Raw genomic sequence first — 26,220 nt, 5'->3', positions numbered from 1 at the left:
TATTTCGTTGAAAAACTCTTTGTTGATCGCAGCCTAAGTTGCTGATTCAATTCTTCCTAGATGGAGGGATTGGCGATGATGGGACCGAAGCAGGAAGCGCAAGCTGCGCTGTTCTACGAGTTCTCGCTAGAAGGCCATGTGCCCCAAGATCACCTACTGAGGTCGATTGATCGGTTTGTCGATCTGAGCAGCATCCGGGCGCATCTGTCGGACTTCTACAGCCATACAGGGCGTCCGTCTGTCGATCCCGAACTGCTGATCCGGATGCTGCTGGTTGGCTATTGCTTTGGCATCCGGTCGGAACGGCGACTCTGCGAGGAGGTGCATTTGAACCTGGCCTACCGCTGGTTCTGTCGGCTCGATCTGAATGATCGCATTCCTGACCACTCTACCTTTTCTAAGAACCGGCATGGCCGCTTCCGCGAGAGCGAACTGCTGCGTCACCTGTTCGAGACGACCGTTGCCCGCTGCATCGAAGAAGGTCTGGTCAGCGGCCAACGCATGGCTGTTGATGCCAGCTTGATAGAGGCGGATGCCAACCGGCAGTATTCTGCACCAAAAGAAGAATGGGACGCCAACCGCATTGATGTCGATGCCGCGCCACGCGCCGTGAAGGAGTATCTCGACACGCTGGATGAGGCCGCTTTCGGCGCGGCGAGCGAGGTGCAGCCCAAGTTCACCTCGTTCTCGGATCCCGCGAGCCAATGGACAGCGGCCCGCAAAGGCCCTGCTTTCTTTAGCTATTCTGATANGACAGGCCGAGGTTGGATCGACGAAGACCATGCTGAAGCGGGTTAAAGACAAGTTCGATCTACATCCCGAACGGCTGATCGCGGACACCGCCTACGGTTCTGGCCCAATGTTGGATTGGCTGGTGAAGCGCAAGATCGCACCGCACATCCCGGTCATCGACAAAGCGGGACGTACTGACGGCACATGGTCCCGCGCGGACTTCGAATGGGATGCCGCGAACAACCAGTACATTTGCCCTGAGGGCGAAGCGCTTAAGCAGTTCCGCCGGAACTACTCCGATCCCAATCGTGGGCCAACCGGCAAAGGCGTGGCCAAGTATCAGGCCCTCAAACACACCTGTCAGGCGTGCCCATCAAAGATGAAGTGCTGCCCAAAAGCCGATGCGCGCAAGATCACCCGTGAAGAACATGAAGACGCCAGAGATGTCGCCCGTGCCATCAGAAAAACGCGCCAGTACAAAGTCTCATCAAAGCTCAGAAAGAAGGTCGAGATGCTCTTTGCCCACCTCAAACGCATCCTCGGACTGGGACGTCTCCGATTACGTGGTCCATGCGGCACAAACGACGAATTCCTGCTCGCCGCCACCGCCCAAAACATCCGGAAACTGGCCAAGATCTTTCCCGCACCGCAGCAAACGCGCAAAGCTTAATCAGAAAGGCATTTGCGCCCAGTTCATGCCGCTACTTTCTGCGCCCGCAACACGTTGTTTTTCCACAGAATCAGCTCTAAGCCGACCTTCGCCGCGCATGCGTAACTTGTCGCATTCAACACGTAGCTGTGCGTAACCGTTTCAGTGAATCTCACCGGCCTTAAGTGTAAGGCGGGGTTCTCACCGCCACACAACGTTTGCAAGAGTTAGGTTAAACCCCGATCTACTTCTTCTTCGCCTCAAGCGCCGCCAACCGCGCCGCCAGCGCCTCATTCTCTTCCCGCGCTTTCTGCGCCATTGCGCGCACCGCGTCGAACTCTTCTCGGGTCACGAAATCGCGGTCGGCCAGCCAGCGGTCCATCATGGACTTCATTGCTGTATTTGCCTCATCCCGCGCGCCTTGGGCGACGCCCATCGCGTTGGTCATCAATTGGCTGATATCGTCGAGGATTTTGTTGTTGTTCTGCATGGTACTCTCCATCTCTGCTTGACCTTTATATGGGCTTTCGCGGTCTGCGCTACAAGCAGGGGCTGGGGCGGTTGACTTTGCCGCACCCGCAGACAAGGAATAGCGCCATGTTTGCAGCCATCCCTTTCCCCGATATCTCGCCCGAGATTTTCTCGTTTACCGTCTTTGGGTTCAGCATCGCTCTGCGCTGGTATGCCATGGCTTATATCGTGGGGATCGCGATTGGGTGGCAGATCATCAAGCTGGCGCTGAACCGGCCCGGCTTGTGGCGGAACGGCCCACCGATGAAGGCGTCCCAACTCGAAGACCTGCTGACCTATATCGTTGTCGGCGTGATTGGCGGCGGGCGCTTGGGGTATGTCTTCTTCTACAAACCCGCAGACTTCCTGGCCGCACCCCTCGATATCTTCAAAATCTGGGAAGGCGGGTTGTCGTTCCACGGTGGTTTCCTCGGCGTCGTCATCGCGGTGTTCCTGTTCAGCCGTCGCCACAAAGTCCCCCTGCCCGATCTGGCCGATATCATCGCCGCCGCGGCCACCCCTGCGGTGCTGCTGGTGCGGATCGCGAACTTCATCAATGCAGAACTTTGGGGACGGCAAACAGATGTCCCATGGGGCGTGATCTTTCCCGGCCAAGCGGCCCAAGCCTGTGCGACGGCACTAGAACCCTGCGTGCGCCACCCTTCGCAACTTTATGAAGCGGGGCTGGAGGGGCTGCTCTTGGGCACGATCCTGATCCTGCTCGCCTTCCGTTTTGGCGCGCTGAAAAAGCCATGGCTGCTTTCGGGCATTTTCTTCATGGGCTACGGCATCGCCCGGTTCCTGGTAGAGTTCGTGCGCCAACCCGACGAACAATTCACGAGTGTTGGCAATGAATTAGGACTGGCGTTCCATGTGAACGGCTATGGCCTGACCATGGGCCAGACGTTGACTTTGCCGATGATCCTTGTCGGTCTGACTGTCGTCATCATAGCCGCCCGCAGATGACCGCCTTGGGTGATCTCCTGATCGCCCGGATCGCCCGGACTGGCCCGATCAGTCTGGCGGAGTATATGGCCGATTGCCTGATGCATCCGCAGCACGGATACTACGCCACACGCGATCCCTTTGGTGCTGCGGGGGATTTCACAACCGCCCCGGAAATCAGCCAGATGTTTGGCGAACTCATCGGCCTGTCACTGGCGCAGGCTTGGATCGACCAAGGACAACCATCGCGGATCACATTAGCCGAGCTTGGGCCCGGACGCGGCACATTGATGGCGGATGCACTGCGCGCGACGAAGGCGGTGCCGGGGTTTCATGACGCCGCCTCCATCCATTTGGTGGAAACCTCGCCCCACTTGCGCGCGGAACAAGCCAAACTGATCTCTGACGCCAACTGGCACGATAGCGTCACTACGCTGCCCCAAGCGCCGCTTTACCTTATTGCGAATGAATTCTTTGATGCGCTGCCCATCCGCCAGTTCATGCGTGAAGGAGACGGCTGGCGCGAAAAGATGATTGGTGTCACTGATGGTGCGCTCAGTTTCGGACTGTCGGACCCTGCCCCCATCGCCTTGCTTGAAGACCGCTTGGGTGACACCAAAAACGGCGATCTGGTTGAGCATTGCGTGGCCCTGCCATCCATCATGTCAACCATCGGCAGCAAGATTGAAACCCACGGTGGCTGCGCCCTGATTATCGACTACGGCGACTGGCAGTCTTTGGGCGACACCTTTCAGGCGCTGAAATCGCAAGACCATGCCGATCCGCTGGCGGCACCCGGAAACGCGGACCTGACCGCACATGTCGATTTTGCCGCCGTCGCAGCCAACGCTGGTCCTGCCAAGTTCACCGGTCTGACAACCCAAGGCGTATTCCTCGAAAGGCTTGGCATCACGCAGCGCGCGCAGGCGTTGGCCGCAAAACTGTCAGGCGACGCCCTGACATCACATATCGCCGCACATCGGCGCTTGACCCACCCTGCCGAAATGGGTGACCTTTTCAAAGTGATCAGTATCTATCCTTCCACCGCCACACCACCACCCGGACTGGAACCATGACACTCGACATTATCACCGATCCACTTTTGGAAGGCACGCCGCACGGGTTTTTCACCCGTTTGGGAGGTGCCTCGTCGGGGGTCTTTGCGGGGCTGAACTGCGGCTTTGGCAGCTCTGATCAGCATGAAATCGTAGCGATCAACCGCGGGCGGGTGGCAAAGATGCTGCATGTGGATCCGGATCATCTGGTGGGAGTGCATCAGATTCACTCTGCTGATGCTGTTGCCGTCACAGGACCTGTCACCCCGGCCCCCAAAGCCGATGGTTTGGTGACGGCCACCGAAGGGGTTGCCTTGGCGATTCTGACCGCCGATTGTCAGCCGGTCCTTTTTGCGGATGCAAAGGCTCGCGTCATTGGGGCGGCGCACGCGGGATGGAAGGGCGCGCTGCACGGCGTGCTGGAGGCCACAATTGAGCAGATGGAAGCGTTGGGCGCTGTGCGTGACAACATGACAGCCGTGATCGGGCCATCCATCAGCCAGGCCAACTATGAGGTCGGACCGGACTTTCGCGAAACATTCATTGCGGCCAACGCCAGCTTTGATCGCTTCTTTGTGCCGGGTAAAGCCGACAGGTTCCATTTTGACTTGCCAGCCTTTGGTTTGGATCAACTTAAGCAGGCAGGGATCAAGCGCGCGGCCTGGACGCATCATTGCACCTATGACGATCCCACGCGATTCTACAGCTATCGTCGGTCTGTGCACCAAAAGCAGGCTGATTATGGCAGATTGATTGCGGCGATCCGGCTCTGACCCTTCAGTGTTTAACTAAATGAGGCATGAACTGCCCCGGTTTGTTAATGTAGCGCAACGCCCTTTCATACCCCCATCTAAATAATTCAAATAATTTCATATGCTTAAATCACTTCCCCAACGTTAATGAAGTCGGGTGGCATATTTCTCTCCTTGGTCAAACTCTCGCCAGTTTGGTCGCGGAAGATACCATTAATCGCACTCAACAAAGGGTGCAGCGAAAAGAGGTATCACAATGAAAAGCCGTTGGCAGAAATCACTTGAAGCAGCCGTTGCAGCCTATGACACACCAATGCCTTGGGCACGGGGCGATGTCCGCAATGCAATGATCGCACGGCGTGCGCAACAGGCGAATGACACCGCTGAGCCGCGCAAGGTCAAAGTCAGCACCGCTTAAGCGTTTTCGACCCGCCCACACTTACGCAAACCAAATCCAGTTTGCGGGTCGCATCAGTTACTATCGCCATCTAGCGGCGATTCATTTTCCGAGTGAATAGTTTTTCCGTCCGTTGTTGGTGGCGCCAGCACAGACCGTCAGACCTAAGAGGCTTTCGTATGGACCAGTCCGTCTCTCCTGCAGCACCCCGCTCTGTTGATATTTTCAGTCAACAGATCAGACGCACCCCGGCCCAGCGGCAGCATGCGCAGCAAACAGACACGCAAGCCGCCCAGCGCAAGTATGAGATCATGTACTTGGACGCAGACCACCGCTTTAACGAATACACCACCATTGCCCGCGCGCATCCTGCCTTCGAAGACGCGTTTTCCGCACTTGGCCATAACGCCATCGTCCAAACCCAAAATGGCCATATGTCAGTTGAAGACGTCCTGCCCGGCGATGAAGTTCGACTAAGTGATGGACAGTTCGAAACGCTGCTGTGGCGCGGACGAATAACGATCTCGCCCCCTGAAGAAGGTAGCGACAATAAGGTCATGCTGCTGACCCGCGTCACATCCGATGCTTTGGGATATAACCGCCCGAACCAAGACCTTGTTCTTGGCCCCGCCGCGCGGCTTTTGCATCGCGCCAGTGGCATCCGCAAGGTCACCGGCTCTGACGCGGCGTTTATTCCCGCAACGGATTTCATTGATGGTAACACCGTCCTGTCGCTGCGCCCCACTAGCCCCGTCAGCGTTTTTCAGTTCGGTTTTGCAGGGCAACGGTCGCTCAGTGTCAATGGTGTTGAGGTCGAAACACTTCACCCCGGAACGGCGTTTAACCTTGGTCTGCGGGGCGATGCGCTGCGCGAATACCTGTCGCTGTTCCCGCACAAGCGCTCTTTTGAGGAATTCGGCCTGATGGACTACCCGCGCCTGCGGATGCGTGACCTAGACCTGCTGGGGTGATGTCCGGGGGACAATCTTGACCGACCGTCCCCAGAACCGCCATAGCAGCAGCACAGCCGCCACGGCCAAACCGATCACAAGGCCCAGCCAAAGCCCGACCCCGCCCAGTCCAAAGGTAAAGGCCAGCAGATAGCTGGCTGGCAAACCAATCACCCAATAGCTGATCGTTGCCATGATCATCGGCACAGTCGTGTCCTGCACACCGCGGAGCAGGCCCAGAGCCAGCACCTGCAATCCATCAACCAGTTGGAACAAGGCCGCAACCATGATCAGGCTTGCACCGATCCGCAGCAACGTCGCCCGCTCAGGCTCATTGGGGTCAATGAACAGCGACACAAGCGTTTCCGGCAGTGCCAGAAACACAATTGAGGTCAGCACCGCGAAAAGCGCCGACATCCCAATCGCCGTGATTCCCCCGCGCCGCAGTGATATCTCGTCCTTGCGCCCAAGCGCGCGCCCTGCCCGCACTGTCGCGGCCTGACTGAACCCGATATGAACCATGAATGTCAGGCTTGCCAATTGAATGGCAATACCATGTGCGGCCAGCTCAATCGCGCCGATCCAGCCCATCATCACAGCAGAGGCGCTGAAAAGACCGCCCTCGGCCAAAGAGGTCAACCCAATCGGCCAACCCAGCCTGAACACGCGCTTAAGTATCTCGCTATCGCTGCGCCAGAAGTTCTTGAAGAGTTCAAACTGCGGCAAGACCTTCGTGATGTAGACCACCAAAATAAGTACCGTGATCAAATTGACAGTGAGCGACGCAATCGCAGCCCCCTTGATCCCCAACTCCGGCATGCCCCAATTGCCAAAAATCAGCGCGTAGTTGATGAAACCGTTCAACACAGCCGTACCAATCGTGGCCCAAAGGATGATGGCCGTATGCTCCATCGCGGCCAGAAACGCCTTGAGCGTCATGACAATCAGCGCGGGGATCATCTGCCAGATCACGATCTGCAAATAGATATGGGCAAGGCCCGCGACTTCCGCGTCCTGACCGATCGCGATCAGGATGTCTTCGGCCCAGAAAAACGGGATCGTCACGACAAGCCCATAAAAGATCGACAGCCATAGCCCCATACGCGTCACGCGGCGCACTTGCACGTCGTCGTTCTCCTCGGCCGCTGCCGCGACCAGCGGCGTCACTGCCTGTGCAAAGCCCGCCCCCACGATAAAGATCACAAAGAACAAGGTGCCTGCGATGGTCGAGGCCGCCAAGGCCGTGACATCGTACCACCCCAGCATCACCGTATCCGTGATATGGATCGCAAACTGCGCCAGATTGCTGAGGATCAGCGGCATGCCCAGCGTCCAGATCGCACGGCTGTGGTCCTGATATGTCTGTGCGATGAGTTGCATGGGCTCAGGCTTAGGCCTGATCTGTACTTGGGTAAAGCCCTATCAGATCGCGCGCAGCACCAATTGCGCAGCAAGGATCATCACGATCCCACCAGCTAGAATTTCGGCCCATGCCAGCGTGCGTGCGACAGCACTGTGGCTGACCAATTGCAAAGCGCTTTCGCGAAACCCGACGGCGGCAAAAGCGACCAAGACCGTGATACTGGCGGTGCCCAACCCCATGACAAGTGCACCGATGATCCCGGCCCAATCAATGCCCAAGCGCCACGTCAGGATCAGCAGGAACAACGCACCCGTGCAAGGCCGCACCGCAATCGTGCCGATCACAACCAATGCATCACGCCAAGACCGTACTGTTTGAGCCTGCTCCAGCGTGGGCCCATGGGCATGCCCGCACGACGAACAGGCCGCCTCATCGTGACCTTCATGAGCATGGTCATGTGTGGGCCGCAGATGCCGGACACCACGTATCAGCAACCACAGACCGACCAAGCCGATCAAACCATAACTGAGCGGGGCAAGCACATCATCGGCGACGCCGGTCATCTGCTCCCGCCCCCAGCCCAGCAGGAAAACGGCCACATAGACCAATAAGATCGCGGTGACCGCCTGCGCCAGTGACGCGCCCAGCGCCAATCCCGCCAGCCGCTTTGCCGGAACGCGAGTGCCGGCTGCATAACCGCCAATGATCAATTTGCCATGACCCGGCCCTGCGGCATGCACAAAGCCGTAAGCAAAGCACAGGCCCCAGAGGGTTGCCAGCGCGCCAGAGTCACCCGCCCGCAATCCCCGCAGTGCGCCCGCCATCGCATTTTGCACATCGCGTTGGGTGTCAGAGGCCAAACGCATCACCTGATCCGCTCCGCCAAAACCCCAAAGCCAAAGCGCAAGCGCACCCAATGTCGCCAGAATCAAAGCGGGCCAGCGCATGTCACAACAATCGTGTCGGCGAAAGCATCACCAATTTCAGGAAAGTAATCATCGGGACCCACAGTGTTTGGGTCCCGCCCGTCCAGCAGGCTTTCGGCCAAGGCGTAGGCGGCATCAATATCGGCCGGGATAATCTCGACCGTGCAATCCGGGCGCCCTTCGATCAACACGTCTGGGCGCAGATCATAGGCTGTGTAGAACGTTGGATCGAACACGCGGATTTGCAGTGGTGCGTCAGGATCAGCAATTTGCGGCACTGGGCGCAAATGCGCCTCATGAAACAGCCCTTCGGCATAGGTCATGCTGTGGTTCTGTTTCTGGGCCAAGGGCAGCACTTCGCCCGCCTGTGACACTTCAAGATCACCGCCATAATCGGGCGGCCATGTTGCGATTTGGCTGTCCAAAAGGCTTTGCTCTGCCGCCGTCAAGATCAGATCCCCGTCCATATCAATGCCCAGATCAGTGGTCACCAAAAGCGAGAAAAAATCATCGTAAAACCAATCCAGTTTGACCCCGACCGCACCATCACCTGCAAAGACCACGGTGACCTGCGCTTCGACAAACACATGCGGATGCGCGGTGGAGGACGCAGGCAGTGCCATTGCGGCGATCAGGGGAAAGGTCAGACGCATGCAGTCTATGTAAGGCGGGATTGCAGGCGCGACAATGGACCCGGTGCCACATGCTACATATCCCGCTTAAGCCACCCCTGATAGTGAACCATCAATGCCCCGGTCAGCGGCGCCTTGAGGGCCACATCAAAGTGAAACCGCCCCTCCGCCTCGTATTCGCGCGCAATGCTGACAGGTAGCAGAAAGCGGGGAAATCGAACCGGGCCGATGCGTCCTGACCGCACCGGAAAATGCAGTTGGCCATCCGCGACATGCAGCCCCAGCGTAAAGGTGAGAGGCCCGAACCGTTCCGTCATATGGCCATCTGCCACCTGAAGGAACGACCCGAACCGTTTGTTACCAAACTGCCTTTCCCACAACTCACCACCCTCTTGCGGGGTCATGATAACGGTGACGGGCGTATCTTCGGTTGCAGGTGGGAAGCCGAAGATACCCGCGATCAGACGCGCCCAGAGCGACCCGCCACGCGTGACCTTTGCCCGCCCTGCCCAACGGCGGGGTGCTGGAACATCGTGCAGATCACGGACGGCGGCAGGCAATGCCGCATAGTCCTCACCCAGAAAGCTGGGGAACAGCGGGATGATATCTTGTTTTGCGATCTCTGTTTGCACCGCGAGATCCTCCATTCCTTGTTCAAGAGCGGCCAGAGACACAACCGATACCGCGGGTCGCGCACCTGACGCGATATCCTGTGGGTCGCGCAGGATCACACGCGCTGGCACCGCCGGGATAAACGGCCCATCGCCCGCGTTCACGCGCATCCGCCATGTTCTGCGCTGCCATCCATCCGATGTGTTCACGCGGACATCCACGATCATCCCACCTGCGTCGGTACCAAACCACCACAAGCACTTTGACAACCAAAGGGTCAGACGCCCGAGCCACGCAGGTGCCCCAAAACCAAACTGCGCCCGCAACGCGGAAAAAACGGCCAATGTGTGGTTCATCACCCCAAGCTCAAGCCCCGCTCGAAACGCTACAGTGCGCGCACCAAATGCATCCGCAAAGAGCCCTTGATCCGGCACGGAAATGACCCAGCCCTTGCGCCGCATTCCCTGCCCCAGATCGAAGCTTTCGGGCAAAGACCAACTGCGTTGTGCGACGATGGCACCATCTACCGGAACATCCATCGGCTGGCCACATTGCGACAGGATACTTTGCACGACCGATGCGCCACGTGGCGCGCGATTGCCGGGCAGGATGGCGGAACTGATGGTGTCGACGGCGGTGGCATCCACGCTGAGTGCGGTGACCGCCGCAGACGATATGGCAGGTACGCTGGACACGCCTGACAGCACAAAGACCCCTGCCGCCTGCGCCTGTTGGTCCAACGCGGAAATCTCGGCGCAAAACGCCAGATCGTCCGACAGATCAAGATAGTGCACACCTTGGGCGATACAGGCGCGTGGCAGACGATAGCGATCATCGCCGTAAGCGTGAAACGGACCGGCTGCATCAACGACAACATCAGGTTGTACGCGCCAGAGTGCGTCCAAATCTCCGTTGCGATCAAAGCTCATGCACGTCGCGCCAACGGTCTCTGCCAGATTTTGCGCGGCAGCGGCTGAGCGCGCCGCGACAACAACCTCATGCCCATCGCGCACCAGCAATCGCACGAGGCGCGACCCAAACACGCCCGAACCCCCAATCACAATAACCTTCACGACAGCAACCGCGCCCGGAAAGCTGGATCAGGCAAAGCGCACATATCGCCCCGTCCTAACATCGCATAGCGATTGCGGGCGATCCGCTGATACAGCCAATTCCGCAGCGACGGCGGTAGCAGTTTCAAACCGATCAGCAGCCGCCCCACCCCGCCCGATCTTTGACCCACCCGGATCAGCGCATCAAAGTCGCGCCAGACCGCGCCATCTTCGATGAATAGCCATGTGTCAGGATCAAGCGGGTCCAGATCATTTTCGCGCATCAACGCCGCCCCAGTCTCAGACTGGATCGGCGCGATCATGATCTCGCCTGACCGATCAAGCCTGTGGATCATCCGCGCACCCCAACTGCACAAAGCGCAGGTCGCATCCATTACAGCAATCGGGTGATCGGTGGGGGTCATGCCGGGCAATCCTTACTGGGTTTGAAGGTAGCACTGGAACGGCGGCAGACCAGCGGATTTCACCGTTCTGCGGCTAAACGCCGGTAGCCTGAAATTTATCCATCAAGTAAGGGCCGGAGCGCACCGCCGGATAAGCATCCGATCCATCCAACGGCACGATCTCAGAATCCCAATCCGGTTGATGAAAGAACGCCAGCGATTGACGCGCGGGCTGCCCCGGTTTTGCGACCACCCGGTGCAGCGTGCTGACCCAACGATCGGCTGTCCAACGCGCCATCAGATCGCCAATGTTGATGACAAAAGCACCTTCAGGGGCGGGCACATCAACCCAAGTGTCGCCCTGCTTCACTTGCAGGCCCTGACTGCCCGGCTGCGGCAGCAGGATGGTCAGCGAGCCATAGTCGGTGTGGGCCCCCGCACGCTGTTGCTTATCCAAAGGCATATCCACCGTCGCTGGATAATGCAGCGCGCGCAGTGCAGAAATCGGGTGGGCAATGAACGGATCAAAGTGATGATCGGACAGGTCCAAAGCCACGGCAAAAGCGCGCATGACACGCGCCGCCAACTCCTCCATCGCGGCATAGTACGCTTCCCACGCCGCACGAAAACCCGGCACGTCCGGCCACAGCGTCGGCTGATAGCAAAAACCCATTGCCGCAGCACTCGCATCTGCCGGTACACGCAACGGGCCGCCGTTGAAGCTTTCTTTTAAATCAGGCGGCGTGTCCTCGCCCTTGGAGCGGGCCAGGGCCTCAGCATCAGGACCTAGATATCCGTAAGGATAGCCTTGATAGGGTGGCGCAACTGATCGCTTGGCCTCGGGCTTTTGGGCAAAAAATGCCTCTGCGACCCGCCAGACATCCGCGATAGTTTCTGGCGCAACGCCATGGCCTTCCAGCACCAGAAACCCGGTGTCACGGCAGATTTGATCCAGCTTGCGCGCCATATCGTGGCGTGCATCTTGATGCGCGGTCTCAAAGGCGGCCAAATCAAACCGGGAAAGCATCAGCCCAGCACCTCGCGCCAAGAATGCTTAGGCGCAAAGCCAACCATGCGCCTGGCTTTGTCATTGGCATAAAACGTCTCATCGGGGCGCATCTGCCGTTTCACTGGCACGCCATCATAAAACCGCGCAATCACCTCATCAGACGTGATCCCGACCGACATATCATCGTTGGCCACGTTAAAGACCTCGTAGCCCAGCCCATCGGTCCGCAGACAGCAATCGACCATATGCCCCAGATCACGCGCATCAATATAGGCAAAGATATTACGGCGACGGGTGGCCGGGTCCTTCATAAAGACTGGGAAGTTTTCAGCATATTCATGCGGTTCGATCACGTTATTAATGCGCAACCCATAGATATCGGCACCGCTGCGTGCCTGAAAAGATCGCGCCGTCGCCTCATTGCAGACCTTCGACATCGCATAGCTGTCATGGGGGACCGTCGGGTGATCTTCATCAATCGGCACATAGTCCGGTTTGACCTCGCCATCGGCAAAACAGACGGCATATGTCGTCTCGGAGCTGGCAAAAATGACCTTGGGGATACCCAGCTTTACCGCCGCCTCAATCACGTTGTAGGTGCTCAGGGTATTCTGGCGGAAACACTCACCATCGGTGCCGATCATCACGCGAGGGACAGCAGCGAAATGCACAACAGCGTCATAGGTCGGCACGCCTGTGCCTGCGTCCAACTCATCAAAGTCTGTAAACTGTGACATCGCACCAATGACCTGTCCGGCATCGCACAGATCAATCAGCAATTCGGACACATCCAGACCAGAGGGGACGCGGTCCGCATTGACAACATGGTGGCCCTGCCCTTGCAAATAAGTGATCGCATGTTTGCCAGCCTTGCCGCTGCCACCAGTGAAAAATACGCGCATGCTGTTTCTCCTTTTGCCCGCCAGATTAATCCGCCAAGAGGTAACCGCAATGACTATTCATTCCTGAAGTTGCCCTATACGTTAAGCGCAACCCATAACATCCCATAGAAGGAACATCTTATGCGAAGGATCACGGCAGCCATTGGTATCATAGCCGCAACGGCGAGCCAGGCCGAGAACCGCATCGATGTCGTGCGCCCAGATGCACCAGCGCTGGCCGCTTTTGGCGATCACAAGATCGGCGTGACCACGATGACCTTCACGAACCGCGATCAAATCGACATCGTGAACACAGACGAAACCGGCGAGCCGCCGCGCTATGACCGCGAAATCACGGTTGAGATTTGGTACCCCGCCACGGACGACACAGAGCCCGGCGGAACCTACACCGCCCTGATCCGCGACGGCGTGACCGAGGCCACGCTTGTTGGCCAAGCGGCCCGCGATGCGGCACCTGATACGTCCGAGACATTTCCGCTGGTGATCATCTCTCACGGCTATCCGGGGAACCGCTACCTGATGTCGCCATTGGCCGAAAATCTTGCTTCAAAGGGCTATGTTGTGGCCTCAATCGACCACCCCGACAGCACTTATGACGATCAGACGGCCTTTGGGTCGACGCTGGTGAACCGCCCATGGGATCAGCGCTTTGTGATCGACAGCGTCACCGCGCTAGAGGGTGATCTTGGCCGCATTGTGCAAGACGATAACGTCGCCATTGTGGGCTATTCGATGGGCGGCTACGGCGCATTGATCTACGCAGGTGCAGGTGTGACCCTGCTCAGCACCACATATGAATGGGGCGCGCCGCAAGGGCTGCTGGAGCGTAACCTGATGGGCACCGAAAGCCACAACTCTTTAAAGGACGACCGGGTGAAAGCCATCGTGGCTTTTGGGCCGTGGGGCAACAACACCGGGTTCTGGGACGCGGAAAGCTGGGCCGGGATCGACAAGCCGCTGATGCTGATCGCTGGTGAGATTGATGATGTATCGCAGTATTCAGCCATGCGCGCGATCTTTGATGAAACGATCAACACCACACGGCACCTGCTGACGTTCGCGCAAGCCAACCACAACGCCGGCGCCCCGATGCCCGCCCCCGCCGAAAGCTATGCGGTGTCCGAAGAACTGGGGTATGCGCCGTTTGACCACTACGCCGATGCGGTCTGGGACAATGTGCGGATGAACAATATCAGCCAGCATTTTGTGACCGGATACCTTGATATGCATCTTAAGGGGGATGAGGAAAAGGCGCGCTACTTTGATCTGACACCTGTGGCGACCGATGGGCTCTGGTCGGTTGATGATGATGGTGTGCAAACACCCGAGCACAGCTATTGGACGGGCTTTCCAAACCGGACGGCGGCGGGCCTACGGTTTGAAACAAAAGCGGGCGGCGAATAAAAGAGGCGGTTAATCCTTGCGTTTACGCGTGAACACCATCTTCTGATCCAGCAAATCCTCATGCGCACCCATCCAGGCATAAACAAGCAAGGCAGGTTCGCTTTTTCCCACTGTGATCCGATGCAAGTGCTCTGGCGGGTTAAAGATCAGGGATCCGGGAACATAAACGCCCTGATGGTTTTCAGACACGGCCCCTGACAGACATAGCTTTCCGTGATCCCACGGTGGGCATGGGCGGGATAGGTACAACCCGGCGCAAACAGGACTATGCCCAGAATGATCTCTTCTGACACGACCGGACCATTTGGGCCTGCAACCTCGGCATAGGCATAGCTGCCGACGAGGCCCTTGGGCACTTTTTCATAACCATATTGCCACGACAGATCGGCCTGCACTGACTCCAACGCGCGAATGGTTGATCCCATCCGATCCCCGCGTCCTTCGTCCAAAGCACGTTTGAGATGCGCCGTGACCGGCTTTTGCGCGGGTGTTTGGGTGCGGATCACTGGATTGGCCCGCAGTACGCGGTTGATCGCCTCGCGGACAGCACGCTGATGGGTACGAATACGGTCGCTGCCACCCGACGGCAGATAGCGGTAAAGCTCATAGTACTCTTGCAGCAGATACCGCCAGTCAGGCAGTTGGCGCAGGCGCGGTACGGGCGTTTCTTTCGGGTCATTCATTGTGCAGCGATCCTTTTGACGGCCTGTCTTGGCACACAGACGGTCATGCGCCAAGACCACGCGAGTGACAGCCCCGCGCCAACCCCAGTTTTTTTTGCCCGCAGGCCCATCTTTGCAACCCATTGCACAAGAATGCAGCCTTCCCCCGCCCTGCCTGCTCTGCCATACTGAGCAGCAATCAATAAATGAGGTTCGAGCCCCATGCCCAGTGATCTTTTGTCCAATAGCGGACCCAACGATTATAACGCCGACAGCATCGAAGTGCTGGAGGATATGGAGCACGTCCGCCTGCGCCCCGGCATGTATATCGGCGGCACGGACGATCGCGCGCTGCACCATATGGTTGCCGAAATCATCGACAACTCAATGGACGAAGCCGTCGCCGGACATGCAACGTGGATTGAGGTCGAACTGCACGAAAACGGCAACGTATCGGTTGCTGACAACGGGCGAGGTATCCCGACGGACCCTCACCCAAAAGACCCCTCAAAGTCCGCGCTTGAGATTATCTTTTGCACGCTGAACGCGGGCGGCAAATTTTCGGGCAAGAACTATGAAACATCAGGCGGTTTGAACGGCGTCGGCTCTTCCGTGGTGAACGCGCTGTCTGATCATCTGCGTGTCGAAGTCGCGCGCAACAAAGAGCTGGTTGCGATGGATTTTGCGCGCGGTGTTCCCCAAACCAAGCTGGAAAAAATCGGCAGCGCACCTAATCGCCGCGGCACCAAAGTGACCTTCCACCCAGATCCTGAAATTTTCGGCTATCTCAAACTGAAGCCTGCACGCCTTTTTGCGATGGCGCGATCCAAAGCCTATCTCTTTTCCGGCGTTGAAATCCGTTGGAAAACCGGCATCTCGGACGGCAATACCCCGATGGAAGCAAAGTTCCATTTTCCCGGCGGCCTCTCTGACTATCTCAAAGAGCGGCTTGAGGGTGCGACGACCTATGCCGACAAACCCTTCGCGGGCACAGTCGCATTTCAGGAAAAATTCGGCGAACCCGGCAAGGTCGACTGGACAATCAATTGGACACCCTCGCGGGATGGTTTCATCCAGTCCTATTGCAACACGGTGCCCACACCCGAAGGCGGCACGCATGAGTCCGGGTTCTGGGCGGCGATACTGAAGGGCATCCGCGACTACGGCGAACGTGTCTCTAACAAAAAGGCAAAACAGATCACCCGCGACGATCTGATCACTGGCGGTTGCGCGCTTGTGTCGGTCTTCATTCGGGATCCGCAATATGTGGGCCAGACCAAAGACCGGCTTTCAAACGAGAACGTACAAAAGATGGTCGAAGGCGCTGTGCGCGACCACTTTGACAACTGGCTGGCGGCTGACACGAAATCAGCCGGTGCGATCCTTGATTTCCTTGTGCTGCGCGCCGAAGAACGCCTGCGCCGCCGTCAGGAAAAGGAAACCGCGCGCAAGTCCGCCACCAAGAAACTGCGCCTGCCCGGAAAACTGACCGATTGCACGTCGAAAGACCGCGTGGGAACCGAGCTTTTCATCGTCGAGGGCGACAGCGCGGGCGGCTCCGGCAAAGGCGCACGCGATCGCAAGACCCAAGCGCTGCTGCCACTCAAAGGTAAAATCCTCAATGTGCTTGGCGCTGCGTCATCCAAGCTGACAACCAACGCTGAAATCAATGACCTCTGCGAGGCGCTCGGTGTCGGCATGGGCACGCGGTTCAACGTCGAAGACCTGCGCTATGACAAGATCATCATCATGACGGATGCGGACGTTGACGGCGCGCATATCGCGTCGCTTTTGATGACATTCTTCTTCACGCAAATGCGGCCACTGATCGACCAAGGACACCTCTACCTGGCCTGCCCGCCGCTGTATCGGCTGACGCAAGGGGCGAAACGGGTCTATGTGGCGGATGATGCGGAAAAAGACGCGGTGATGGCCAAGGGCTTGGGCGGTAAAGGTAAAATCGACCTACAACGCTTCAAAGGCTTAGGCGAAATGGACGCCAAGGACCTCAAAGAAACCACAATGGACCCCGCCACCCGCAAACTGATCCGGGTCACGGTACACGACGAAGTGCCGGGCGACACAGCGGATTTGGTGGAACGACTGATGGGCAAAAAGCCCGAACTGCGGTTCCAGTATATTCAGGAAAACGCGCGGTTTGTGGAGGAGTTGGACGTTTAAAGGGTGCAGATCAATCTGGGTCCAACAACACAGGAAAGGCATTTCCCAAATATCTGTGAGTTACCCAACAAGCCAGAAGAAGCGCCCCAAGTATTGCTCAGCAAAGCGGCTGCACCGGTAGAAAAGGCAATCGAGAAGATCGACATCGCTTTTACTGGTTTGAGGGATAAGCCGTTCAAATCAGTGTGTCGAACGGCTTCCTCTAAGCCCGACTACTTTGGGTTAGCTCAGCTCAAGTGGTGATGCAAAGACGTCGTATTGCGAACCCATACGGCACCCAAGACTCTACAGTTCCGATAAGTCTTTGATTTTGTGGTGCCCGGGGGCGGAATCGAACCACCGACACGAGGATTTTCAATCCACTGCTCTACCCCTGAGCTACCCGGGCATTGGGACACGGGGGCAAAACCACCGCGTCAGGTAGCGGCGTTTTAGACGTGAGGGATGGGGGTGTCCAGAGGGAACTGGTTGAAAAACCGAACGTTAGTGTGGTTTGTCGCGTTCTGTGTGTTGCAGCTGGATTTCCAGTTCTTCTGCGTCCTCGGGGTCATCAGCCGGAATGGCGTAGCCACCGGTAAACCACTTGGCTAGATCGACGTCAGCGCAACGCTTTGAACAGAAGGGACGAAACGCGGTTTCAGTCGGTTTTTCACAAATTGGGCAGGCCATCAGATGTCCTTCAAAAGATGCTTGGGAAAAGGGGGGCGCTCGCGTTTGCGTTGCAGCTCGAACAGCCCCATTGGGGTCCAGCCGACCAGCGAGGTTTCAATCGGATCCGCCTTGAATGACGCGCGCAGCGATTGTTCCACCTGCTTGCGGTGGGCTTTGGACATGGACACGAAATCAACCGTGATCTGCCCGGCAAATCCACGCAGCCGCAAGGCACGTGGTAAGGCGCGGGCTGCAGCGAGATTGGCTTTCAGCGCTGCGGCAGGCGATGTGTCAGTTCCTGTATTCACATCGACCGCGACCAACGCGCGTGTCGGCTCCACATACATATGCCCCTCACCCAGCGCGACCTTTGGCTGCGCCAACTCTTCAAGTTGATCAAGCACACCAAGGTTCTCAAATGAACCGGCCTCGGTCACAACCCCTGCCGCTCCTGTCCACTCGCGCCAGGCGACGGTATGTGGCCCATCGCCTTCGGTTAGCGCCTCTGGTTCGGACCCGTCAGCATCCTCCAAAACGGCATCCGCCAACGCCAGCATTGCGACGATATCATCGGCAATTTCGTCTCTGTCGGCGCCAGCACACGAGGACCGCAAGATCAGCCCATGCGAACTGTCAAACACCTCATGCGCGATGGCAAGCAGGTTGTCGCGCACGTCTTCGTCTGTGATCTGGCGCGAGATATTCAGCCCCGGTTTGCCGGGTGTCACAATGGCATAGCGGCTTTTGAACAAAACACGATCAGTCACCGGTATCGCTTTGCCATCCTCGGAAATCCCCGTGACCTGCACCAATAGCGGTTGGCCGGGGCGCAGGCCTTTGCCTTGCCGCAGGAACGCGGTCTCACCCTGAGGTAAACGCATCATCATCCCGCCTTGGCCCTTGATGGGACGGTCACAAATCGCTCGAAAAATCGCACCCGGGCGCGGGGCGTCATCGTGATCAATCAATATATCATCCAGCTTGCCGTCCACCATATAGGCGGCGGCTTCGATCTCACCGATATGATCCAGAACAATCGTGCGGCCCTTCATGATGCCTCTCCAAAAAGCGCGACGCCCGCAGCGGTTAGCAAACCTGCTGTTTCCGTCAGGGGCAGGCCCACAATCCCTGTGTACGATCCGTTGATCCACGGAATGAACGCACCAGCCGGCCCTTGGATCGCATAGCCACCCGCCTTGCCGCGCCAGTCATCCGAGGCGATATAGGTGTTCACCTCCGCATCAGACAATTGTTTGAAAGCCACCGTGCTTTGCACGTCCTTCGTCCAGACGCGCTGCCCGCGTTTGACGGCCAATGCCGTGATGACCCGATGGCGCCGACCAGACAGGGCAAACAGAAACTGCGCCGCCTCGGCTGCATCCGCAGGCTTGCCCATAATTCGGCGACCAAGTGCGACAGTCGTATCAGCACAAAGGACAACTTCATCCTCTGCCGCGTCAACAGCTGCGACCTTTTCGGATGCAATCCGTTTGACATAATCTCGGGGCAACTCACCCTTATGCACATCTTCGTCGATATCGGGAGGGCGCACAGCGCTGGCTGTCAGTCCAAGCTGCGCCAGCAATTCCAGCCTCCGGGGTGAGCCAGAGCCGAGAACGAGCTTAAGTGTTGGATCAGAACGCAGTGTGGTCATTTATCAGCGTCCACCAGCACGACCGTGACTTGCCACCGGCAAATCCCTTTCCCGCACCCGGTGAAGCCACGCTTCACGCTACTTAAAGCGATAGTTAATCCGACCCTTGGTCAGATCATAAGGTGTCATTTCCACCTGTACTTTGTCGCCTGCCAGAACACGGATGCGGTTTTTGCGCATCTTGCCTGCCGTATGCGCGATGATCTCATGGCCGTTTTCCAGCTCGACCCGAAACGTCGCGTTTGGCAGAAGTTCTTTCACGACACCTGGGAATTCGAGCAGTTCTTCCTTGGCCATGTGATCTCCTATATCTGTTATCTGCTTGATGCAGACGGCGCTTACATGCGCCTGAATGCACGGATTTTCAAGGGTTAATCGGTGCAGCCTCTGTTTTGACGCTGAAAGCTGTATGACGGTGGTGTTTGGGTTCGAAAGCGGGGTGCGCGGGGCCTGAATGCGGTTTGGGCGCGCGTCCAAGGCAGGTTAATCAGGTTTACCGGCACGGCCATTGGCAGGGGCTGCCCCAGATTTATCGGTTGTTATCGAATGTAGGCTACTGCTGCGTGGGGGTACATGGCCACTTTGGGAATCAATGCAGACATTTTCGCAGGAAACACTGGCCAAGCGTGAGCAATCACGACATCGCCTGATGGTCGTTTGCGTGGTCGTCACGGTCGGTCAACTTGCCGGATTTATATCGCATCGCACGATGTCGGCGGATATTGCCGCCAAGACGCCGTTTTTCTCAATAGCGCTTTGCGTGACCATGCTGATCGGTTTCATGCTTGCTGCACTGCGGTGGCGGGTTCAATTGACAGCAAGGCTGACCTTTGGGCTGGGTGGCGTATGGCTTGTTGCGATCGTTATCAGCCATAGTGGTGTCGGGGGCTTTCATACGACCGCACTGCTCGTTTTGCCGGCGCTGTCTTCCCTTGTTCTGGGCAGCCGCGACACTTTGTATCTCAGCCTGTTTTGCTATGTCAGCCTGATCGGCCTTTACATTTTCCGGGATTACATGCCGCCCTATTATCTTGATTGGCCGGCGCATGTGTCCGCGACCTTTCGGTCACTCTTTCTGACGATGCTCATCATCATGACCTGCACGTATATCATGGTGCGCGAAATCGAGCGGAGCGACGCGCGATTGCACATCGCCCTTCAAGAGCAAGAGAAAGCGGCCACATCTGACGCGCTTACAGGTCTGGCCAACCGGGCGGCGACGCAGGCCTGGCAGCGCGCCGCAGAAGGCGCGCAACGCAAGGTACGGGTTTTCCTCATTGACCTTGACGGTTTCAAAGACGTCAACGACACGTTTGGTCATGCGGCAGGCGACGCCATACTTATTCAACTTTCCGGGGTGTTACGGGACCTCGTGCCTGACCCTTCCTTTGTTGCGCGTCTTGGAGGAGACGAATTCCTGGTTGGCGTTGACCTGTCCAACCCGGTCGTGGACACACTCGGCGCGGCGCTGGTAACTGGCCTTTGCGCGGAACACACCAACGGTCTGTCGACACGTTCCGTCAGCGCGTCCGTTGGCGTTGCCGATTTTCCGGCAGACGGCGACGCGATTTCCGCCGTCATGCAGAAAGCGGATCGCGCACTTTATGCGGCAAAGAATTTAGGGAAGGCGCGGGTCGTCGTATATAACTCGGACTGTGATATGCAACTATACGAGCTCGACATCCAGGGTGCAGCAACCGCACCGCGCGCCGCATCGGTGTGACGAAGGGCAATGGGCGCGTTTGCGCGATTACGCGGGCTCCGCTTCAATCCCTGGCCCCCAGCGCGCCACCAAACGGTCCTTGATCTGATCACGGGCTTGCCGATAAAGCGCCAACCGCGCCTCACGGCTGTCGCCTAACCCGGTGGGGTCCAGGATGGGCCAGTATTCCACATCCAGATGGTAAAACTGCGTCAAATCCAGTGCGCGGCGCTGGCTGGCGGGCGAAAGAGCCAACACCAGATCGAAAGATGACAGATCATCGCCCCAGTCTTCCATCTCATCGAAGGATCGCGACCGATGCCGCGACAGTTCGACCCCGATCTCGGCACAGACTGCGATGGAAAATCCGTCAATCTCAAGGTCGTTCTTCACCCCGACAGATTGAATGTAGCACTCGGTGCCATACAGCTGTTTCATGATCCCTTCGGCCATCGGCGAACGAACAGAGTTATGGTCACAGCAAAACAGGACTGACTGCGGAAGGTCCTTGTATTTGTCCCCCTCCGCCATGTTTTCAGCCTCCGAAGTGCAGGACGCAGATGAGGGTGAACAGGCGGCGGGCTGTATCAATATCGACGTCGGCTTTGCCTTCCAGCCTTTCCTGCAAAATCCGCGCCCCTTCGTTGTGGATACCACGGCGGGCCATGTCGATCGTTTCGATTTGGCTGGGGGGCAAGGATTTCACGGCGTCAAAATAGCTTTCGCAAATCTGGAAATAGTCCTTCACGACCTGCCGAAAGGGACCTAGCGACAGGTGAAACTCACCCGCTGGATTGTCGTTTTCCTGCTTGAGATCAAACACCAAACGGCGCTCTTTGATTGACAGGTTCAGCTTATATGGGCCTGCGGGCACGTCACGCCCATCGCGTGCGGGCATGGCAAAGCTGTTGTCTTCCAACAGATCAAACATCGCCACTTTGCGTTCCTGATCAATCTCAGGGGTGGGCGGCGGCAGATTGCGGTCGTCAATCTCGATATGGCTGATCCTGCTCATGGCTCACCTCTATTCAGGCGGTCGAGGCGCGCGCGCACAGACAGACCATGGGCCTCTAAGCTTTCAGAAATCGCAAGCCGTTCGGCTGACGGGCCGATGGCCGCCAAAGCGTCAGGTGTCATGCGTGAAAGGGTCGTGCGTTTGATAAAGTCCATGACCGATAACCCGCTTGAAAACCGCGCGGACCGGGCCGTCGGTAACACATGATTTGGACCGCCAATGTAGTCACCAATCGCCTCGGGTGTCCAACCCCCAATGAAGATCGCGCCAGCATGGGTGATCTTTTCGGAAAGGGCGTCCGCATCAGCGGTGCAAAGCTCCAAATGCTCCGGCGCGATACGATCCGATAGCGACACGGCCTCTTCGAAATCCTTTACCGTGATCACAGCCCCAAAATCACGCCAACTGGCCCCAGCAATCGCACGGCGTTCCAGTGTCTCAAGTCGCTTGTCCACCGCCTTCGCAACAGCTTTCCCAAAGCCTGCATCGTTAGTGATCAGCAAAGACTGCGCACTCTCATCATGCTCGGCTTGACTAAGCAGATCGAGCGCAATCCAATCTGGATCGTTATCCTTATCGGCAATCACCAGAATCTCGGACGGGCCGGCAATCATATCAATGCCAACCTTGCCAAAAACCCGACGCTTGGCCGCAGCAACAAACGCGTTGCCCGGCCCAGTGATTTTATCAACAGGCGCAATCGTCTGCGTCCCATAGGCAAGAGCGGCCACGGCCTGCGCACCGCCGATGCGGTAAATCTCATCGACGCCAGCGATTTTCGCTGCCATCAAAACCAGCGGATTGGTCACGCCATCGGGCGTCGGCACAACAATCGCCAAGCGCGCGACACCTGCCACTTTCGCCGGAATAGCATTCATCAAAACGGAGGACGGATAAGACGCCAGCCCACCGGGCACATAAAGCCCTGCCGCAGAAACAGGCGTCCAACGCCACCCAAGCGTTGCCCCTGTCTCATCGGTCCAAGACGCATCATCCGGCATCTGCCGCGCGTGGTAGGCACGGATACGCTCGGCGGCCAGTTCCAGCGCCGAACGATCCGCGTCCGACACCTTGGCGCATTCGGCTTCAATCTCAGCCGCACTAAAGCGCATGGTCCCCGGCGTCAGATCCAACCGGTCAAACTTGGCTGTCAGGTCCAAGACAGCGGCATCACCCCGCGCCCGCACATCCGCGATAATCTCGGCCACCACATGATCCACATCCGGGCTATCCTCGCGTTTCGCGCCCAGAAGGGCGGCAAAGCGGGCCTCAAAATCGGCGTCAGCGGTGGATAGAAACTGTGGCATCACATCACTCCTTGCGAAGCCACGACATAGCGGGGTGGGCTGGGTGGTTCAATGGTGGGTATGGGGTGCGGATGAGGCAGTAGGAGAATTTCGGCTTTGAGCCCATTTGACGGATGCTGCGCGGCTGACAAATGGCGCTTTTGAATTTTGCTCGAAATTTTTACCTGAGAACGTAACCGCGCAGTTGAGTGCAATTCATTGAATGCGAGGGGCAGGTCCATCTTTCGGCCCAGTAGCAATGTCTGCGCTTAGAATCAGTTTTGTCTGAGCACATATCCGAAGACGTCAGTCAGCAGATCTTTCGTCCAAAGGAAACGTCGGATGCGGCACGTTCCTGTAGCCCAGTGACGAGTAGTTGAGCGTACACAAGGCACCGCTATCGCAGACGATGATACGCCCCGCGATGGGTGCGAAAGCCGCCCGGAAGTGCTGCATCGATTTCAATGCGACGACAGATTTTTTCGCCGGATCAATCCCGAAAGCTTCGAACTGCCTGAGGTCCAACATCTGGTGCGCAATGCTGACGATCAGGATGTCGATGCCGCCAACTTCAAGCACTGCCGTCGTGCCAAAACTGCGCTCTAACCCACCCAATATCGGTCCATTCCCGACGACACGGCCGTCCCCTGCCCATTTGACAATACCCGTCACATTGAGTGGGCTGCCGCCCAGTTCTGGCGCCGTTGTGCCGCCAATGTTCAATGTGACCGGGCTTCCTTTGGTTTTCGCGCCAAGGAACGTGGCAGCGACCGGGTCGACCAATGGCCCGAAACACGCGTTCTTGATGTCGCTCTCAATCAAGGCAGCAAGAAGCGCTGTTGCATCCCCGTATGCCCCCGAACCGGGATTGTCGGCATAGTCAGCAATGACCAGCGGACCTGCGTCGCCGTTCCATTGCCGGGCGGCAACCGCAGCCTGGTTACTGGTCAGGTAGGTATTCAGAGCTTCTTGACGACGGGTCCAGATGTCGTCCGCCAGTGTCTCGGCAATAAGACGATGGGCTGCGGTGTCGTCGTCGCATGTAACCAGAACCGTTGGGCCAACCTCGGCGATATCCGCACAAGGGAATGCGCCGTTGATGCTGATGGCATAGACCCCTTTGCGCGTCTCAAAGGCACGCGCAAGCGCATGGCGTTCGATCATTGGCCCGATATCTGTGCGACCGCCGTTGGCTTCCTCCAGCATGGGACGGTGCGCACGCAGCGTTCTGGGCTGAATATCACCTGACATTGTGCGCTGCAAAAGCTCCGCCACCCGGCGCCCGGTCGCGCGGATATCAACATGCGGGTAGGTGGTGAAAGAAACCAGGATTTGGGCCAGATCACACATCGCTTTGGTGACGTTGGCATGTGGGTCAAGCGTAACGGCGATTGGCAGGTCCGGGCCAACGATGGCACGTAGACGGCGCAGGATTTCTCCTTCGCCGTCGTCACAAAAGTCGGTGACCATTGCACCATGAAGGATCAGAAATATGCCGTCCCAATCGCGATGTGCCGCATCGACCAGCGGTTTTGTCAGTATCTCGAAGGCTTCGCGAGTGACAACGCCACCCGGTCCGGCGGCAGCGCTGATGACATGGCTTATGTCCCAGTCATAGTCGCGACCCGTCTCCAGTAGTCCCGCAAGCTCGGTATTCTGCTCACCTCGCGCCGCGACGGCCTGATCACCATCCAACAGGAAACGGTCATAGAAGCATTGCAGGGTTGTCGGATGAATATTGAACGTGTTTGTCTCGTGCGACATTTCAGCACTTAATACTTTGAAGCCCACTGATCGTATCCTTCATGGCAGCGACGTGTTCTGTGGTTGGACTGGCATAAGCACAATCAGGTTTTGGCCGCAGTTTTGTCGGACCCTGCTGCACCAACGTGACCCGTGAATTTGCCATAAAGCCGAGCGATCTTGTTCATGCGGGCTTCGACCTCGGGACCCAGTTCCATGAACACGCCGTTGACCAAAAGATTGGCAAGACTGGCCATCTGGGCAGTGGAGTCCCAGAATAGGTTGAAGGATGTGGGCACGACAAATCTTTCATCCGCCACGTTATGACCCCAATCGCAATATGGGTCCGTGATCAGCGTCACGGGAATGCCAGCCGCGTGCGCTTCTTGTGCCAATAACCGAGCCTGACGGGAATAACGGCGCGCTTCGAACATGACCAAGGCCGTGTCGGTATCATCCATAGCCAGCACATCGGCAAAATTGCCGCTGGCCAGATCAACCAAATGCACCCCATCGCGTAGATATTGAAGTTGATTAACGAAAATCTGCGCGATGCCACGCTCTGTCTGGAAACCGACGACAAAGACCGATCTGGCCTGCGCCAGACGCTTGACCACCCTGTCCCATTCCGGCGTATGCGCGGTTTCGTAGACGGCGACGAGTGCTGCCATCTCCAGTTCCAGACCGCGAGTCAGTTGATCCTCGCCAGCCTTGGTGCGTTCCTGCAGATCCCGCAGCCGGTCGCCGATCAACCACGGCTGGTCGCCCATGTCGTTGCGCAAATTGTTCTTGAGGTCCTTGAAACCTTCATAGCCAATAGAACGGCAAAACCGACCAACGGTCGGCTCGCTTACCTCGACCTTTGCGGCCAGACTTGCAGCAGTCTCGAAAGGAAGGTTACCAAGTTCGGAGAGCATATAGGTTGCTATCGCGCGGTCCGCCTTTGAGGCAGATGCTGCGGCTTGACCAAGGCGGTCGCGCAGGGATTTAGTCATTTTGCCTCCACTATCATCGGGAAAATTTGGTGGTGTA

The 26,220-nt window shown here is 57.6% G+C and carries 26 protein-coding genes, 1 tRNA gene and 1 pseudogene; 9 read left to right on the top strand and 19 right to left on the bottom strand.

Annotated elements, in window-relative coordinates:
- Positions 1-75: 75 nt before the first annotated feature.
- Positions 76-1,402, top strand: a pseudogene (locus MWU60_RS08670) (IS1182 family transposase).
- 223 nt (positions 1,403-1,625) lie between these two features.
- Here the strand turns inward: MWU60_RS08670 and MWU60_RS08665 are convergent.
- Complete coding sequence (locus tag MWU60_RS08665; RefSeq protein WP_247226854.1) at positions 1,626-1,871, bottom strand: accessory factor UbiK family protein; 246 nt, start codon at positions 1,869-1,871, stop codon at positions 1,626-1,628.
- 107 nt (positions 1,872-1,978) lie between these two features.
- Here MWU60_RS08665 and lgt point away from each other — a divergent pair, with 107 nt between their 5' ends.
- The 5 genes from lgt (at position 1,979) to MWU60_RS08640 (ending at position 6,011) form a co-directional block, all read left to right on the top strand.
- Complete coding sequence (gene lgt, locus MWU60_RS08660) at positions 1,979-2,857, top strand: prolipoprotein diacylglyceryl transferase (protein WP_247226853.1); 879 nt, start codon at positions 1,979-1,981, stop codon at positions 2,855-2,857.
- The gene (locus MWU60_RS08655; protein ID WP_247226852.1) at positions 2,854-3,912 is read left to right on the top strand and encodes an SAM-dependent methyltransferase; all 1,059 of its coding nucleotides are present in this window, start codon (positions 2,854-2,856) and stop codon (positions 3,910-3,912) included. Before lgt ends, MWU60_RS08655 begins: the two co-directional genes overlap by 4 nt.
- A complete protein-coding gene (pgeF, locus tag MWU60_RS08650; RefSeq protein ID WP_247226851.1) occupies positions 3,909-4,664 on the top strand; it encodes a peptidoglycan editing factor PgeF in 756 nt (251 codons plus the stop codon). Before MWU60_RS08655 ends, pgeF begins: the two co-directional genes overlap by 4 nt.
- 235 nt (positions 4,665-4,899) lie before the next feature.
- Positions 4,900-5,061 (top strand): hypothetical protein, encoded by a 162-nt coding sequence (locus tag MWU60_RS08645; RefSeq protein WP_247226850.1) that lies wholly within the window; start codon positions 4,900-4,902, stop codon positions 5,059-5,061.
- A 158-nt stretch (positions 5,062-5,219) separates the two neighbouring features.
- Positions 5,220-6,011, top strand: a complete 792-nt coding sequence (locus MWU60_RS08640; protein WP_247226849.1) for a Hint domain-containing protein — start codon at positions 5,220-5,222, stop codon at positions 6,009-6,011.
- Here the strand turns inward: MWU60_RS08640 and MWU60_RS08635 are convergent.
- The 7 genes from MWU60_RS08635 to MWU60_RS08605 all read right to left on the bottom strand — a co-directional run bounded on the left by MWU60_RS08635 (position 5,994) and on the right by MWU60_RS08605 (position 12,890).
- Positions 5,994-7,370, bottom strand: a complete 1,377-nt coding sequence (locus MWU60_RS08635; protein ID WP_247226848.1) for an MATE family efflux transporter — start codon at positions 7,368-7,370, stop codon at positions 5,994-5,996. The genes MWU60_RS08640 and MWU60_RS08635 overlap by 18 nt on opposite strands.
- Before the next feature lie 42 nt (positions 7,371-7,412).
- The gene (locus MWU60_RS08630) at positions 7,413-8,300 is read right to left on the bottom strand and encodes a hypothetical protein (RefSeq protein WP_247226847.1); all 888 of its coding nucleotides are present in this window, start codon (positions 8,298-8,300) and stop codon (positions 7,413-7,415) included.
- Positions 8,282-8,932 (bottom strand): DUF1007 family protein, encoded by a 651-nt coding sequence (locus tag MWU60_RS08625; protein WP_247226846.1) that lies wholly within the window; start codon positions 8,930-8,932, stop codon positions 8,282-8,284. The genes MWU60_RS08630 and MWU60_RS08625 overlap by 19 nt, the downstream gene beginning before the upstream one ends.
- Before the next feature lie 53 nt (positions 8,933-8,985).
- Positions 8,986-10,596, bottom strand: a complete 1,611-nt coding sequence (locus MWU60_RS19580) for an SDR family oxidoreductase (RefSeq protein WP_247226845.1) — start codon at positions 10,594-10,596, stop codon at positions 8,986-8,988.
- Complete coding sequence (locus MWU60_RS08615; protein ID WP_247226844.1) at positions 10,593-11,000, bottom strand: DCC1-like thiol-disulfide oxidoreductase family protein; 408 nt, start codon at positions 10,998-11,000, stop codon at positions 10,593-10,595. Before MWU60_RS08615 ends, MWU60_RS19580 begins: the two co-directional genes overlap by 4 nt.
- A gap of 73 nt (positions 11,001-11,073) precedes the next feature.
- Positions 11,074-12,006 carry a 2OG-Fe(II) oxygenase family protein gene (locus MWU60_RS08610; protein WP_247226843.1) on the bottom strand — a complete coding sequence of 311 codons (933 nt, stop codon included), beginning with the start codon at positions 12,004-12,006 and terminating at the stop codon, positions 11,074-11,076.
- Entirely contained in the window at positions 12,006-12,890 is an 885-nt protein-coding gene (locus MWU60_RS08605; RefSeq protein ID WP_247226842.1) for an NAD(P)-dependent oxidoreductase, read from the bottom strand. The genes MWU60_RS08610 and MWU60_RS08605 overlap by 1 nt, the downstream gene beginning before the upstream one ends.
- Positions 12,891-13,010: 120 nt before the next feature.
- Between MWU60_RS08605 and MWU60_RS08600 the strand changes: the two genes are divergently transcribed.
- Positions 13,011-14,294 (top strand): alpha/beta fold hydrolase, encoded by a 1,284-nt coding sequence (locus MWU60_RS08600; protein WP_247226841.1) that lies wholly within the window; start codon positions 13,011-13,013, stop codon positions 14,292-14,294.
- A gap of 146 nt (positions 14,295-14,440) precedes the next feature.
- On the opposite strand, the gene MWU60_RS08595 is transcribed toward MWU60_RS08600, so the two are convergent.
- A complete protein-coding gene (locus tag MWU60_RS08595; protein WP_247226840.1) occupies positions 14,441-14,977 on the bottom strand; it encodes a dimethylsulfonioproprionate lyase family protein in 537 nt (178 codons plus the stop codon).
- Positions 14,978-15,178: 201 nt separating this feature from the next.
- On the opposite strand from MWU60_RS08595, the gene parE reads away from it, so the two are divergent.
- A complete protein-coding gene (parE, locus tag MWU60_RS08590; RefSeq protein ID WP_247226839.1) occupies positions 15,179-17,137 on the top strand; it encodes a DNA topoisomerase IV subunit B in 1,959 nt (652 codons plus the stop codon).
- A gap of 313 nt (positions 17,138-17,450) precedes the next feature.
- Here the strand turns inward: parE and MWU60_RS08585 are convergent.
- The 5 genes from MWU60_RS08585 to infA all read right to left on the bottom strand — a co-directional run bounded on the left by MWU60_RS08585 (position 17,451) and on the right by infA (position 19,739).
- Positions 17,451-17,525, bottom strand: a tRNA-Phe gene (locus tag MWU60_RS08585).
- Between the two features lie 95 nt (positions 17,526-17,620).
- Positions 17,621-17,806: a DNA gyrase inhibitor YacG gene (gene yacG / locus MWU60_RS08580; protein ID WP_247226838.1), complete on the bottom strand. Its 186-nt coding sequence runs from the start codon at positions 17,804-17,806 to the stop codon at positions 17,621-17,623.
- The gene (locus tag MWU60_RS08575; RefSeq protein WP_247226837.1) at positions 17,806-18,840 is read right to left on the bottom strand and encodes a ribonuclease E/G; all 1,035 of its coding nucleotides are present in this window, start codon (positions 18,838-18,840) and stop codon (positions 17,806-17,808) included. Before MWU60_RS08575 ends, yacG begins: the two co-directional genes overlap by 1 nt.
- A complete protein-coding gene (locus MWU60_RS08570) occupies positions 18,837-19,442 on the bottom strand; it encodes a nucleoside triphosphate pyrophosphatase (RefSeq protein WP_247226836.1) in 606 nt (201 codons plus the stop codon). The genes MWU60_RS08575 and MWU60_RS08570 overlap by 4 nt, the downstream gene beginning before the upstream one ends.
- A 78-nt stretch (positions 19,443-19,520) precedes the next feature.
- Positions 19,521-19,739 carry a translation initiation factor IF-1 gene (gene infA, locus MWU60_RS08565; RefSeq protein ID WP_007205486.1) on the bottom strand — a complete coding sequence of 73 codons (219 nt, stop codon included), beginning with the start codon at positions 19,737-19,739 and terminating at the stop codon, positions 19,521-19,523.
- Positions 19,740-20,034: 295 nt separating this feature from the next.
- Between infA and MWU60_RS08560 the strand changes: the two genes are divergently transcribed.
- Positions 20,035-21,165 (top strand): GGDEF domain-containing protein, encoded by a 1,131-nt coding sequence (locus MWU60_RS08560; RefSeq protein WP_247226835.1) that lies wholly within the window; start codon positions 20,035-20,037, stop codon positions 21,163-21,165.
- 27 nt (positions 21,166-21,192) lie between these two features.
- Here MWU60_RS08560 and MWU60_RS08555 read toward each other — a convergent pair whose 3' ends face one another.
- The 5 genes from MWU60_RS08555 to MWU60_RS08535 form a co-directional block, all read right to left on the bottom strand.
- Positions 21,193-21,675: a low molecular weight phosphatase family protein gene (locus MWU60_RS08555; protein WP_247226834.1), complete on the bottom strand. Its 483-nt coding sequence runs from the start codon at positions 21,673-21,675 to the stop codon at positions 21,193-21,195.
- Positions 21,676-21,679: 4 nt separating this feature from the next.
- Positions 21,680-22,159: a UPF0262 family protein gene (locus tag MWU60_RS08550; protein ID WP_247226833.1), complete on the bottom strand. Its 480-nt coding sequence runs from the start codon at positions 22,157-22,159 to the stop codon at positions 21,680-21,682.
- Entirely contained in the window at positions 22,156-23,466 is a 1,311-nt protein-coding gene (gene hisD / locus MWU60_RS08545; protein ID WP_247226832.1) for a histidinol dehydrogenase, read from the bottom strand. Before hisD ends, MWU60_RS08550 begins: the two co-directional genes overlap by 4 nt.
- A 285-nt stretch (positions 23,467-23,751) precedes the next feature.
- The gene (locus MWU60_RS19575; protein WP_247226831.1) at positions 23,752-25,236 is read right to left on the bottom strand and encodes a M81 family metallopeptidase; all 1,485 of its coding nucleotides are present in this window, start codon (positions 25,234-25,236) and stop codon (positions 23,752-23,754) included.
- Between the two features lie 56 nt (positions 25,237-25,292).
- On the bottom strand, positions 25,293-26,183 hold the full coding sequence (locus MWU60_RS08535; RefSeq protein WP_247226830.1) for a MurR/RpiR family transcriptional regulator: 891 nt from the start codon (positions 26,181-26,183) through the stop codon (positions 25,293-25,295).
- Positions 26,184-26,220 lie beyond the last annotated feature (37 nt).

Source organism: Yoonia sp. F2084L (assembly GCF_023015625.1).
Taxonomy (GTDB): Bacteria; Pseudomonadota; Alphaproteobacteria; order Rhodobacterales; family Rhodobacteraceae; genus Yoonia.
Note: the sequence above shows the minus strand (reverse complement) of the source record. Positions and strands in the feature narration are given on the sequence as shown.